The organism is Verrucomicrobium sp. BvORR106 (assembly GCF_000739655.1).
Classification (GTDB): Bacteria; Verrucomicrobiota; Verrucomicrobiia; order Verrucomicrobiales; family Verrucomicrobiaceae; genus Verrucomicrobium.
The window spans coordinates 36073-49037 of record NZ_BATR01000183.1 but is presented as its reverse complement, the minus strand read 5'-3'; the positions used below and the strand labels follow the sequence as shown (position 1 = coordinate 49037).

Here is a 12965-nt window from a genome sequence, read left to right as displayed (position 1 = left end):
AAATGAAGAAACGTTCAGGCAGGTGGTGATCCCGTTTCATGGGGCAGGATGGCTTCCCGATCTGGCGGTTGGGGGATTCCTTCAGGATGGCGGGAAGAAAGGGGCTGTGTTACGCTGACGCCCTCTCCTTATGCCTCGCCCGGTTCTCGCCTTCGTCTTTTCCGCCTTGCTCGTGGTTGCCACTTGCACGTTTGGTGCTGATCCTGACTTCAGCAAAGCGACGGCCAAGGTGAAGCGGTTCGTCGAAGATGTGGCATTCACCGAGGAAGCTGGCGATATCGAGCGAGTGTCCAAGCGTTGGCTGGCCTTGCCCAGGTTGGAGGTGAAGTCCACTTCCGCGGAGATGACGGCTTATGCAGAAAAGGTGGTGGGGCAAATCAATGCCGCCTCTGGTCTGACCGTTGCAGAGGGGCCTGCCCTCACCATTTACATTGGTCCGAGCCGTGAACTCGCGAAGATAGCGCTGGGCATCGACAAGCGCATCAACATCCAAGGCGGGGCAACTTACTGGATCAGTTGGGGCAAGCAGAAGGAGATCGTGGTCGGGTCGGTGTTCCTTTTCACGGACCGTACAGGAGGTGAAAAAGCAAAGGACCTGCTGCTCACGAACATCCTGGGTGCCTACGGTTTTCCCAGCACCAGCAAGGAATTCGATGAGACGGCATTCACTAGTCTCGACAAAGTGTTCACCGGTCTGACGCCGCTGGACACCAGGGTGATTCGCTTTTTCTACACTCACGTCCCCCCGGGCCAAACGGTGCAGGAAGTGAAGCGGATTGTGGAGGCGTCCTGGGAAAAGTGAGATGGGTGAGGGTAGGCTGGGGCAGGCGAAGGTGTTTGGTGGTTTGATCGAGAAGCCGCGATTCTGGCACCCCTTCAGGGTGCAAATCTCTTATCTCGCTTTCCAGTGGCAGGGCTCGCTGAACTCGCCCAGCCACTGGCTACCTTCTGGGATGCCTTCGGCATGGAAGGACCACTGGAATCAGTTCTCCCACAATCATTTGCCCGATTCTTCGGTCCCTGCTTCTGGTGGTTGGAGCGGGAAGGGAATAGGAGGAACGAAAAGCTTCTCTTTAGATGTGAATCAGGAAGGCGGGTTGCTTCTCACGAGTCTCGCCAATCTGGCATCTTTAGTCCGGCAGCTCCGCGTGGGAGCAATGGCTCAGAATCTGCCTCCTGTAGACGAGTTCACCATGCCGAAGGCATCGCAGAAGGTAGCCAGGGACAGGGGAGCTTGGCGAGCCCTGTCCCTGGAAGGGAAATAGAGAATTTTGCACCCTGAAGGGGTGCCAGAAAAGGGGGTAATCGGCTCCTTCTAGCGCAACCCTTCCATGTCGCACGCTCCAAATCTTCGGTGACCATCGGCGGTTGTGCTCAAAGCACAAACCGCCGCTCCTTGGGTAAGGCAAGCGCGCATTGCGCGATGATCGATAGAATCCAGCCCAATCACCTTGCTTGCCCGTTCTCATGAGCCATGCCGAAGGCATCGCAGAAGGTAGCCAGGGACTGGGTGAGCTTGGCGAGCCCTGTCCCTGGAAAGCTCAAAAACATTTGCATCCTGAAGGGATGCCAGAAAGGGAGGCTTCTCGATCAAATTCACAACTATGCCTGGTACATTTACCTCGTTGCACTACCACCTGGTCTTTAGCACCAAGAATCGCGAGCGTTGCATTTCCCGCGAGTGGATGGCCCGCCTCCACGAATATCTGGGTGGCACAGTACACGGACTTGGCGGCATTCCTGAAGGGATCGGTGGCGTCGCAGATCACGTCCACCTTCTCGTCGGGCTGAAGGCAACGCACTGCCTGTCGGATTTTATGAGAGATCTCAAAAGGGCATCATCGATTTGGGTTCATCAGGAGATGGGGATTCGTGACTTCTCCTGGCAGGAGGGATATGCGGCATTCTCCATCAGTGCGACCTCCCGGGAGCCTGTGTTGAAGTACATTGCTCAACAGGAGGACCACCACCGTACCCGGTCATTCAGAGAGGAGTTGGCCCAAATGTTGGTGAAGGCTGGAGTTCGGTTCGAAGATCGGTTTCTGGATTGAGAAGTTGGAGGAGGCGGCCACCATTTCTGGCACCCCTTCAGGGCGCAAAAATTCTCTCGCGTGTTCCAGGGACAGGGCTCGTCAAACTCGCCCGGTCCCTGGCTACCTTCTGGGATGCCTTCGGCATGGCTCATGAAAACGTGCCAAGGGGTTAGGCAGGACTCTAGCGAATCACGCAATGCATGCTTGCCTCGCGCAAGGAGCGGCGGTTTGTGCTTTGAGCACAACCGCCGATGGTGGCCCGAGGAATTGGAGGTGTTGTCATCGAATGATTGGATTGCCTTGAGATGGAACGACTGCGCTCGAAGGGGGGCAGAGATCTGCCTTTCGCTATCGATTCTTCAGTCCAGAACCCAGACTCAAAACCAGCCTCTCCACACCCCCCTCTCTGAGTCCACCGTGTTTGTGGCCTTATTCCAAACTATGCCTTTTTTGCCGCTGTAGTCGGCATCAGCCAGTGGGGTGTGGCTGACCATCCCAGGAAAACTTGAGGGGCACCCGTCGCCGGTCCATCGTGAGGATAGGAGTTCAGTCTGCCGCCTTCCACTACATGCTTAAATCCGGCGACAACCGGGTGAAAACGCTTCTGAAACTCGTCGCTCTGTTGTTTCACCGTGTCATCCATCCATGCGGAGAAAGACTTCAACTCGTCGGGAGAAACCAATGCGAGATAGAACAGCATTTGACGCCAGGCGTAAGCGGTGTTCTTCAGCATGATGAGTCCGGCATGATGGTGAGAGATCTTCATCTGCTGCCGCTGACAGATCCAGGTGAAGCTCTGCCTCGCAAGCTGCGGGAGTTTTTCAACCAACACATCCATCAAGTCCAGGCGGCTAAAGAGTACGGCAAGATTCTGCGTGGTGAGGATCTGTTGCTGCTCAATGACCACGCCATTTGCCGCCACGGAGTGCGACGCGGAGGAGTTGCCCGCCCTCGCGTAGCACAAGCTGGCAAACGTCCCGTCATTTGTGACCGCGCTTCTTCTCAGCCATCTGCTCATGAGAGAAGGTTTGGCATCGGAAATCGACAAGACTGCGGCGTAGTCAATATCGTAGTAAGCTTCATAGAGCGTGCCTTTCAACAGGAAGGCTGCAATCTTGGCTGCCTGGAGATACTTGTGAGTGAAGTCACCCATGAAGATGTCCGCGGCGACTTCTTCCACCAGCGGCAGGTCCAGGCCTGCGGTCTTGGCGAGGGCCGAGAATTCTTTGAGGAGCTTGTTGGGAAGGATGGTGTGAGGAAAGAACGAGATGGTAAGCGCGGCCAGCTCCCGCATGGGCTGATGGCGCGCTGACGGCTCTGAAGACGAGCAGGTACGGTTTGACCCGAGGCTCGCTGCCCAGGGGAGCTCATCGAGTTGAACTTGATGTTGAAAATTGACAAGGAGCAGCGAACGGCGTTTCCGGAACGCCCGGTAGAGGCTGGAATACAGTCGCCGCAATGACGGCGAGGTCATTTCTGCAGCCTGAAGCTCTGCTGTGAAACGCGGAAGATACTCCGCCAGCATGTCTGCAGAACTGATCAATCCCTGCTGTACGAAGGAATCCAGCGTATTGATTTCGCACCTTGCCAGCCGGCGCTGAACCGGAACCGGGATTTCGGTTCCGGGAGGAACGTCATGTTGTGATGCTTCCGCCGGGGTGGCTGGAAGCTTGAGCGAAGAGATGTCTTCCATCCCGTCGTCGGTCGCGTAAGGACCCAGCCGCTCGGCCGCAATTTTTGCCAGATTGTGGTACAATGGAGCGCTGACATCGAGCATCTGGCGCTCACGCTGTTGTCGGACAGTTTCTGAGTTCGGCAGTCCATGCTTCGTCACATAACGCTTGAGTAGCAGGCGGAGCCGTCCCACATCCTTTCCAGTGAGCTGTTCCGGGACCGTGCTACAGCGTTCGAGGAAATTACGAGCCTGGGCGAACGACCCTCCGGCGTCGTCCGGACGGCCGCAAAGAGTGTGATTCAGTCTCAGGGCGGAGTAGGATTGCAGCAGGTGGCGGACACGATCGGTCCATCCGGCCGGGTAGTGACGGCAGGGCCAGTCTTCCACCACAGTCTCTTGCAACAGCCCCATCATTTGATCATAGAACGGTGCCCAGACCTGAACCGCCTCCCGTTGGGCGAGGATGGCACGGTGAGGGCGGGCCGCCAGCAGCTTGGTGATGGTACTCTTGACATCCTGAAAGCTGAACTCCACCGCGGAACGGGAAGGGGTGGGAGCGGGCTCTGGGTAGAAACGCAACTGTTCGAACCAGGGGGCGATTTCCTCCAGGATGGCATGGGCTGCATGACCCTGGTTGTTCCCAGTCAACCAGGCCACAGTGAGGAGGGCGGCCTCCTCCGGATGGCGAACGTGGTAGGCGCCGGAGTCCAGCCATTCTTGAAGCTGGCCCCATCCGGCCTCCGTGAGGAACCAATGGTTCAGCGCCAGTCTTCCGCTGCCGTGGAGAGCTTCCGGGATGTTCGCCAGCAACGCATTTTCGTGCTCCAGCAGCGGCCCTCCCGCACAGAGTCCGCCGGTGGCGAACCCTCCAGTGACAACTTCAAGCGTCGCCCAGACTGGAGTGCCTTGCAGGGGGGCTCTGGAGCCATGGAGAAGGCTTGCGTCCAACTTGCCGCGTAGCACCTGCTCCCACTTCGCCACACGCCGTGCGGCCTGGGCATGTGCGGTTTCATCGGAGCTGGCGTCAAGGGTTTTCAGCGCTTTGGCGAGCTGCCAAGCAGCGTAATCATCGCCAACGGACTCGTTATCTGACTCTGAAAGGGGGGGCGGAGGCATCACTAGGAATGAAGGGTCCGGGGGCCGGATTTGAACCAGCGCCCACCCGGTAACAAGCCGGGCGTTCTACCACTGAACTACCCCGGAGCAAGGTCGTGACTGCCAATGTGGCAGTCAGAAGACGGTGCCATTTTCCCGACAGGGTGTCGAGTCGAATTTTTCCCCATCACCGCGCCGTACCCTGGGCCACGGGCGCCCCTTTCGCACTTCCGGAATACGGCTCGACATGCACCACCACATCCAGGATGTGGCATTCGGAGTCCACGAGGGTGCGTTGCACTTCGTGGCCGATGCGATGGCCTTCCGCGACGGACAGGGTTCCTTCCACCTGCACATGGATGTCCATGTGATAGCCCAGGCCGGATTTCTTCATGCGGAGCTTTTCGATCATTTCCACACCGGGTACGGAAGAGGCGATGGCACGGGCTACGTCCTGTAGTTCCTGGGGAGGGACGCCGTCCATGGTTTCATGGAGGGCGGTCTTGAGCAGCATGAAGCCATTCACCCAGATGATGCTGCAGCCGACGAGCGCGGCGATGTCGTCCGCCATCTCATAACCATCGCCTCCGATGAGGGAGATGGTGATGCCGATCACGGCCGCTGCGGAAGTGATGGCATCGGCCCGGTGATGCCAGGCGTCACCATGGAGGGCGGTGCTGCCTGCCTGCTTGCTCTTTTTCAGAGCATAGCGGGACATGGACTCCTTGACGATGATGACCAGGATCAAAACCGGCAGGGTGAACCAGGCGGGCGAGGTGTGCCGATGGAAGATGTTGTGAATGCTCTCCCAGGCGATGACGCCGCCTGCAGAGAGAAGGGACAGCGCCGAGAACAAAGCGGCGAGTTGCTCGGCCCGGCCGTGGCCATAGGGGTGATCGGCATCCGGAGGGATCTGGGCCACCTTCAGTCCGATGAGGACCATGATGGAGGAGATGATGTCGTTGACCGACTCGATCCCGTCCGCCACCAGGGCGTAGGAATGGCCCACCACGCCGGTGGTGATCTTCACCGCGGCCAGGGTGGCATTGGTGATGATGCTTTTCACCACCGTGCGGATGGCAATACGGTGCTGAGTCAGTCGATTGGGGGCGGAGGACATGGGGCAGCGGATGCGCTGGCACCATGGTCAGCGGGTGCATCAAGTCAACGAAGCCAGCCCTGTGTGAATGGCTTACTCTTCCATCAGCTTGAGCATCAGACGGCGCACCACCTGTCTCTGCGTCATGTTGCCTTCGCGCTCGAAGGCCTCGTCCAAGTTGCGCAGCACGCGGGCGACCACGGTCTCCACCGTGGCGGATTCGTGAACGATCTCCTCCATGGAGGGATTGGCCGCCGGATGGTGTTTGGCCACATCCTCGGCCAGCATGAAGCGGCCGCGGTTGAAGCAATCGACCAGCCAGGTTTGACCGTCATGCTCCACCCGGGCGAGGAAGTGGCCGGGGAAGTTGCAGCCTTCGACCTTGATACCGAGACGCTTGCCCACCAGAATGTAGATGCAGGAGAGAGAAAGGGGATTGCCCTGACCGTTGGCCAGCACCCAGAGCAGGTTGCTGTTGTTGGCGGCGTAGTAGTCCTTGCTGTTGCCGCGAAGACAGGCTTCCTGCCCACGACCACCAAACAGGTACTCAGCGAGCTTGCGGGCGTCGTAGGCGTTGCCTTTTTTCACCGCCTGCTCGGCGAGGGAGTCGAGCTTGCGCCCCAGTTCATCGGCACGGGCCTGCCAGCCGCTCAAGAAAGCGGAGAGGTGGGCGAGAGCCTCCTCCAGGCGGGCCTGCGGCGTGGAAAGCCAGCGCCAGGACAACCAAGTGTCCTCCAGCTCTTCCCGGCAGACGGGGGCAAAGATTTCACTCAGCAACCGTTCCTGCTCTTCATCCAACGGCTCGCCCAAAGCGAGGAGCTGCTCAGGCAGCTCCCGCCGAAGCGAGGAAAGTCGGGCGCGCACGGCTTCCCGGACGACAGGAGTGTCGTCATCCAGCAGCTTGAGCAAATGGCGCAGGTCGGTTTTTGCGGTCTGCATAGTCAAGAATTAGCAAATCGTGGGAGGCATAGCAAGCGGGAAGCTTGAGCCTGAGGGGCATGCGAGTGTCGGGGCGTTAGAGGAGGGACATGGCATCCACGTCCCAGGTGACGATGACCTCCTCAGGAAAAGTCAGATCGGAAAGGGTACGCTGGAGATGGGCGACCAGAGGCCGGATCTTCTCCGTCCGGAGCATGAGCTGGAACCGGTACTGACCGTGGGCCTTCTCCAGAGGGCTGGGGCAGGGCTCACCCATGCGCGTGTCAGCGGGCAGATTTTGCTTGAGCCTCCCCGCCAGGGTCTGGAGGGCGAACTCCGCGTGATTCGCCTGCTTGCCGCGAGATCCGAGCAGGATCACGTGGGTGTAGGGCGGGTAGTGCCATTGTTGTCGCTGCTCCAACTCTTGCTCCGTGAAGCCGACGAAGTCTCCGTGGCGGGCGAACTGCACCGCCGGGCTGTGCGGGGTGCTGGTCTGGATGAAGACTTCTCCCTTGCGTTCACCGCGCCCGGCACGGCCAGCCACCTGGGTGAGCAGTTGGAAGGTGCGCTCTGCGGCACGGAAGTCCGGCATGCTCAGCGCGAGGTCGGCATTGAGCACACCCACGAGGGTCACGTTCGGGAAGTCGAGCCCCTTGGCGATCATCTGGGTGCCAATGAGGATGTCCAGCTTCTGGCTGCGAAAGGCCCGCAGGGTGTCGCGGAGCTGGTTCTTGCGCTGCATGGTATCTGTGTCCACCCGGGCGAGCCGGGCTTGAGGAAATACCGTACGGATCGTTTCCTCGGCCCGCTCCGTGCCGAAGCCGGTGTAGCTGAGCTTGGGCTCGCCACAGGCCTCGCATTTGCGGGGGGCGAGCCTTCGCATACCGCAGATGTGGCAGACGAGGCGGCCTTCCTTTTTGTGAAAGGTAAAGGGCACGGCGCAGTCTTCACACTGGCAGACCACCCCGCACTCCATGCAGGAGAGGGCGGTGTGAAAGCCGCGGCGGTTGAGAAACAGGATGGTCTGCTCCCCTTTGTCCAGCCGTCCCTGGATGGCGAGACGGAGCTTCTCACTCAGGATGCTGAAGCCGTCTTTGGTCTTCCGCTTTTCCAGGCGCATATCCACAATGCGGATCAGTGGCAGCTCCTTGCCATCCGTCCGGCGGCTCATGCTCAAAAGGTCATACTTGCCGTTTCGGGCGTTTTCAAAGGTCTCAAGGCAGGGGGTGGCGCTGCCGAGCAGGACGACACAGTTTTCCATCTTTCCGCGAACCACGGCGAGGTCCCTCGCGTTGTAACGGGGCGCTTCCTCCTGCTTGTAGCTGGGCTCATGCTCCTCATCCACGATGATGATGCCGAGGTTCTCCAGCGGGGCGAAGATCGCACTGCGGGCCCCGATGACGATGTCGGCGCGGCCCTCGTGAATCTTGAACCACTCGTCGTGTCGCTCGCCGTCTGAGAGGTGGCTGTGGAGCACTGCGATGCGCTGCTTGCGCTCCGCGAACCGGCATTTGAACCGCTCGATGGTCTGCGGAGTGAGGCTGATCTCCGGCACCAGCACGAGGGCGGTTTTGTTCTTCTCCAGCACCCGGCCAATGGCCTGGAGATACACTTCTGTCTTGCCACTGCCGGTCACCCCGTGCAGCAGGATGGGCCGCGCTTCCAAGGGCTGTTCCAATGCCTTGAGCACACCGGCAAAGACAACGGCCTGCTCTTCGGTCAGCGTGAGCGGGGCGGAGGGGAGGAACTCCTCCTCTTGAAACGGGTCGCGCTCCACCCGGACCTCGCTGCGGGTGACCAGGCCCTTGTTGACCAGCACATGGATCACCTGGGTGGCACGGGGTAGTTGCTTGCGCAGGTAGCTCAGGGTGGACTCGTTGCCGTTGGCCTGAAGCAGGTCAAGTATCCGGGCCTGGACGGGAGCCGCCTTGTGCAGCTTGGTCATTTCATCCGCCGAGAGTTTCCCCACCAGGGTGATGTGGCTGTCGGAGAGGAAGCTCTCTGGTTTGCTCCGCACCGCTTCGGGCAGCATAGTGCGCAGAATCTGCCGCACCGGGCAGAGGTAATAAGTGGCCATCCAGTTGGCCATTTTGAGGAGCGGCCCGGTGAACATGGGCCGGGAGGTGATGGTGTCTGAGATGGGGCGCAGCTTGCCGCCGAACGGGGAGGAATCCAGCAACTGCACCACCACGGCCACGGTCTTGCGCCCCTGAAGGGGGACGTGAACCCGCGATCCCAAACTGACGCGATGTGCAAGGGACTCGGGGATCAGGTAGTCGAGCTCGAGGGCCGTCTCTTCGAGCAACACCCGCGCAACGCCGCGTGAAGGCGGAGCCGCCTTCTCTGGTCCCGATCCCGCAAGCTCTGCGAACAACTGAGGTTGTTCGTTGCGTGGAGAGCTGGCGGATTCGTTCATGCGGGGAGGGAGCATCATGCCTCGCTGGGGGTGGGCCGCAAGCGGGATGGTTGAGACGCTGCGCTGGTTGAGGCGCTGCCGCTGGTTGAGGCGCTGCCGCTGGTTGAGGCGCTGCCGCTGGTTGAGGCGCTGCCGCTGGTTGAGGCGCTGCCGCTGGTTGAGGCGCTGCCGCTGGTTGAGGCGCTGCCGCTGGTTGAGGCGCTGCCGCTGGTTGAGGCGCTGCCGCTGGTTGAGGCGCTGCCGCTGGTTGAGGCGCTGCCGCTGGTTGAGGCGCTGCCGCTGGTTGAGGCGCTGCCGCTGGTTGAGGCGCTGCCGCTGGTTGAGGCGCTGCGCTGGTTGAGACGCTGCGCCCAGGTTGGGAGGCCCATCGGTTCCACAGGCGAGTGCTCTGACGCCAAGGGCGTCATACAAAATAGCCCAGGGTAAGGCGAGGCACGAGCCGCCACCCTGGGTACATGGGCAGATGAACTGGAACTCCGAAGTGAGTTCTACAAACCGTGGACGCGTCCCTCAGTTGTCCGTCGTATGCAGAGCGGTCGTCTGCAGGTGATCTGGACGGTTTGTAGAACTCCTTTGGAGTTCCATCACTACCTCGTGCTACCCGGGGTAGCGACCGCTTCGCGGTCTGACCCCGGGCTATTGTGTATCACGCCGTTGGCGTGGGGCTTCCGGCCATGCGGAAATGGGATGATCCTCCGCCCGGGCTTTGCATCTTGCTAACCTGACAATCAGGCGCATTGCTGGATGGTTGAGGTGCGGTGCGTCTTTCAAGGAGCGGCGGTTTGTGCTTGCACAATCGCCGAGGGTAAACGGAGCGCTCGATCTCCAAACAGCCACCACCTGATGGGGTCTTGCCGCCGCCTTCTTACTTGGAAGCATGCTTCCTCCGGCAACCACCGGCGGTTGTGCAAGCACAAACCGCCGCTCCTTGGATCCTTTGGCGTCACAACCTTGAATCGGCGAATGGACGTATCAGGATCTTAACCTGACTCGCATGCGCATTGCCCGATGGTTGAGGCGCAGCCCTCGCTCCTTGGCCAGTTCCGTCAGACTCCCAACCCTGCACAAAAAAGCCCCCCGGTTTTCACCAGGGGGCTGGATAACTCCAAAGGAGTTGGAAGCGATTTCTCTGGTCGGGCTTCGATTAGAAGCTGACGCTGAGGCTCACGCCGCCGTAGACGCGGTCTTCTTCACCAAGGTCATCGAGGGCGTCGATCGGAATGTTGCCAGCGATGTAGGGGGTGAGGGTAGCGGTCTTCGTCAGCTTGATCGGAGCGGCCAGGCTAACTTTGATGTGGTTGAAACCGTCCACGCCATAGTAGTCGATGGCGTAGGACACGAGCGCCGCAGGAACGAGGCTGATGCGATCGGTGATTTCGATGGTCTTGGAAACGCCAGCTTCGAAGTAGAAGCCGTCAGCGGATTCGTCGTAGTAAGCGCCGCCGATCACGTCGACAGGGCCCACGGTGGAGGAGATGAGCACGCCGACTTCGTTGATGTCGTCGAGCACGTCGCCAGCGTCACCTTCGAAGAGGTAGTACTGGTACTTCAGACCCACGGTCACCGGGCCGAGGTCGGCCAGAAGGGCGGCGTAGAGGTCGAGTTCATGGTAGGAGTCACCGGTGCCGACATAGGAGTCGTCAGCGGAGGTGCCGAACCAGGCGCCCACGTTCAAGGAGAGGACGTCGGTGAAGGGGATGTTGCCGTCCACTGCGACCGTCACGAGGTTCTGGGCGAAACGCACACCACGATAGACGTAGTCGGTGTCATAACCAGCGGTCAGGGAGAAACCAAGGGAGGTGTCTTCCTCAACGACGGGGGGCTGAACCTGAGCGGGGGCTTTGGCGGGAGCGCCGGCGTAAGCCGAGGCTGCGAACGCCGCGCTCAATGCAGGGATGAGCAAGGTATTCAATTTCATGCAGTTTGTTGTGTTTGGTTGTTGTTTGGGCATCCGAATCACATCAACATCCCGCAACGCTGTGATGAGCAGTGGTGTGGGAAATTGCTGTATTTGGATGCCCGAAATTAGCAGTAAACTCTGGGCTGTGAAGTGTTTTTGTGTTTTTTTTGCCCAAGATTGAACGCCGATTGGGCATCACAATGTGCTTACTTGAGGGCTGATCTTGAGAAGGTAACGTCTATTTTGAGACTGCCTCTCGCGATGCGGAAAAATCGCAACTGGCTCAATCCGCTCAAATTCCGAACCACTTCCGGATAAGGCGCAGCCTTTTGTGGACATCCTGGGGCATTTGCCCGTGTCAACCCGCTGACGGGATCTTCCGTTCTGAGGAAGAGGCCCCTCCTGATTTTTCGAAGAGAGGGCTAAAAAGGCCCCTTCAAGCTCCTGTTGGGCTGAAGAGGCAAAATCGATCTTCGACCTTGTTTGAGAAAGGTCGGGTCTGGCTTGTCGAGATTAAGCGAGGTCGGAGGACAAAACCGAGTTGGCCTGGCGCTTGGCCAAGGCCTTGGCCTGGGCCACGACACGAGGCTCGGTCTCGTCAAATTTGTAGGCGTGGCAACTGGGGCACGCCGTGGTTCTCACCGTCACGATGGAGCCGCAGCCTTCACACACTTTGTAGTCCGACGGCTGCTCCATGATTTTTTGAGCCTGCTTCAGACGCTCACGATGGGATTCGCTTGGGGAACTCATGGGTTGTGCTGAGTATTACGTTACCTGCGACGTCATGGCACGAAAGATCGCATGCGAGCCAAAAAAAGGCGCGGCATGCACCGCGCCTTCTTGCAAACAAAAGATGTGCCAGCGACCCCCGGAGATTACTTGGCAGCGCCAACCTTGGCAAGCTGAGCGGCCACGCGGCTCTTCAGGCGGGAAGCGGTGTTCTTGTGAAGCACCTTGGTCTTGGCGGCCTTGTCGGCAGCAGAGGCGAACTCATTGTAGGCGGTCTGGGCTGCAGTCGCGTCACCTTTGGCCACGGCACCGAGGACCTTCTTACGCAGCGTACGGATCCGGCTTTTGTTCGCCTGATTGCGCAGGGTGCGGGTCTGCGTTCTGCGGATGTCTTTCTCTGAAGAGCGGATGTTGGCCATAGGGAACTAAAATGAAGGGGGAAGTGTTTAAATCATGCCTGAACTATTGTCAAGCATGTGAACCATGTTTTTGGCGGGAAGACTCACTTGTACCCGCTGATCATGGCGCAGATGGTGGCCTTTTCCTTGCCGCCAGAGCGGCGGATGGCCACCATGAAGACGCCGGTGCGCTTGGGGGTGACATGCAGGGTCACGCCCCAGCTGCCTTCGGATGTCTCCACCTTGGCCTCGACGGGGTTGCCCTCAGCATCCAGGACGTGGGCGGCGATCTGGACTCCGCTCTTGGGGGGCACGGCCACGCAGACGCGGTACTCGTTGCCTTTAAAGAGCTGGATGCGCACTGCTTTGCCCAAATCGGGCTTCAGCTCACGCTGCCAGATGTCCGCTCGGAAATCGAATCCGAGTTTCTCCTGTTGCTCTGCGAGTTTAATGATGGCGGCCTCGGAATCGTCCGCCTCATCGGCCCTGATTTCGCCACCGGCGAACAGGGCCAAGACGGCGACCACCAAGGTGGCTGCCTTGAAAAACTCCATCACCGATGACCTGCCTGCTGCGGGCAGGCGCTTTGTAAAGATTGCATTCGCGCTCATGAAAAACAGGGCTAGTATCCGCCGCTTTCCGCAAAGTATAGAGAATATGCTCTGGATTGCATCCGATTGTTCAAACGAAAACGCCTCTCAC

The 12965-nt window shown here is 59.5% G+C and carries 10 protein-coding genes and 1 tRNA gene; 2 read left to right on the top strand and 9 right to left on the bottom strand.

Features of this window, described 5'->3' with window-relative positions; genetic code table 11:
- Positions 1-130: 130 nt before the first annotated feature.
- Both BV106_RS33325 and tnpA read left to right on the top strand, forming a co-directional pair.
- Entirely contained in the window at positions 131-802 is a 672-nt protein-coding gene (locus tag BV106_RS33325) for a hypothetical protein (RefSeq protein ID WP_038172231.1), read from the top strand.
- Positions 803-1604: 802 nt separating this feature from the next.
- Complete coding sequence (gene tnpA, locus BV106_RS33315) at positions 1605-2051, top strand: IS200/IS605 family transposase (protein ID WP_038172227.1); 447 nt, start codon at positions 1605-1607, stop codon at positions 2049-2051.
- Between the two features lie 421 nt (positions 2052-2472).
- On the opposite strand, the gene BV106_RS33310 is transcribed toward tnpA, so the two are convergent.
- The 9 genes from BV106_RS33310 to BV106_RS33270 all read right to left on the bottom strand — a co-directional run bounded on the left by BV106_RS33310 (position 2473) and on the right by BV106_RS33270 (position 12874).
- Positions 2473-4824 (bottom strand): hypothetical protein, encoded by a 2352-nt coding sequence (locus BV106_RS33310; protein WP_051946838.1) that lies wholly within the window; start codon positions 4822-4824, stop codon positions 2473-2475.
- A 15-nt stretch (positions 4825-4839) separates the two neighbouring features.
- Positions 4840-4911, bottom strand: a tRNA-Thr gene (locus BV106_RS33305).
- Positions 4912-4990: 79 nt separating this feature from the next.
- Positions 4991-5923: a cation diffusion facilitator family transporter gene (locus BV106_RS33300; RefSeq protein ID WP_051946835.1), complete on the bottom strand. Its 933-nt coding sequence runs from the start codon at positions 5921-5923 to the stop codon at positions 4991-4993.
- Positions 5924-5995: 72 nt separating this feature from the next.
- Positions 5996-6841 (bottom strand): transglutaminase-like domain-containing protein, encoded by an 846-nt coding sequence (locus BV106_RS33295; RefSeq protein WP_038172225.1) that lies wholly within the window; start codon positions 6839-6841, stop codon positions 5996-5998.
- A gap of 76 nt (positions 6842-6917) precedes the next feature.
- Positions 6918-9647 carry a primosomal protein N' gene (gene priA / locus BV106_RS33290; RefSeq protein WP_265596345.1) on the bottom strand — a complete coding sequence of 910 codons (2730 nt, stop codon included), beginning with the start codon at positions 9645-9647 and terminating at the stop codon, positions 6918-6920.
- A 733-nt stretch (positions 9648-10380) separates the two neighbouring features.
- On the bottom strand, positions 10381-11154 hold the full coding sequence (locus BV106_RS33285; protein WP_038172223.1) for a TorF family putative porin: 774 nt from the start codon (positions 11152-11154) through the stop codon (positions 10381-10383).
- Between the two features lie 495 nt (positions 11155-11649).
- Positions 11650-11886, bottom strand: a complete 237-nt coding sequence (locus BV106_RS33280; RefSeq protein ID WP_038172221.1) for a Zn-finger protein — start codon at positions 11884-11886, stop codon at positions 11650-11652.
- 125 nt (positions 11887-12011) lie between these two features.
- Entirely contained in the window at positions 12012-12284 is a 273-nt protein-coding gene (gene rpsT / locus BV106_RS33275) for a 30S ribosomal protein S20 (RefSeq protein ID WP_009964375.1), read from the bottom strand.
- 83 nt (positions 12285-12367) lie between these two features.
- Complete coding sequence (locus BV106_RS33270) at positions 12368-12874, bottom strand: hypothetical protein (protein ID WP_038172219.1); 507 nt, start codon at positions 12872-12874, stop codon at positions 12368-12370.
- Positions 12875-12965: the final 91 nt, after the last annotated feature.

Coding starts and splice junctions, on each gene's coding strand:
- BV106_RS33325 (WP_038172231.1), top strand. CDS start 131: ATGCCTCGCCCGGTTCTCGCCTTCGTCTTTTCCGCCTTGCTCGTGGTT.
- BV106_RS33310 (WP_051946838.1), bottom strand. CDS start 4,824: ATGCCTCCGCCCCCCCTTTCAGAGTCAGATAACGAGTCCGTTGGCGAT.
- BV106_RS33300 (WP_051946835.1), bottom strand. CDS start 5,923: ATGTCCTCCGCCCCCAATCGACTGACTCAGCACCGTATTGCCATCCGC.
- rpsT (WP_009964375.1), bottom strand. CDS start 12,284: ATGGCCAACATCCGCTCTTCAGAGAAAGACATCCGCAGAACGCAGACC.
- BV106_RS33295 (WP_038172225.1), bottom strand. CDS start 6,841: ATGCAGACCGCAAAAACCGACCTGCGCCATTTGCTCAAGCTGCTGGAT.
- BV106_RS33280 (WP_038172221.1), bottom strand. CDS start 11,886: ATGAGTTCCCCAAGCGAATCCCATCGTGAGCGTCTGAAGCAGGCTCAA.
- BV106_RS33285 (WP_038172223.1), bottom strand. CDS start 11,154: ATGAAATTGAATACCTTGCTCATCCCTGCATTGAGCGCGGCGTTCGCA.
- BV106_RS33270 (WP_038172219.1), bottom strand. CDS start 12,874: ATGAGCGCGAATGCAATCTTTACAAAGCGCCTGCCCGCAGCAGGCAGG.
- tnpA (WP_038172227.1), top strand. CDS start 1,605: ATGCCTGGTACATTTACCTCGTTGCACTACCACCTGGTCTTTAGCACC.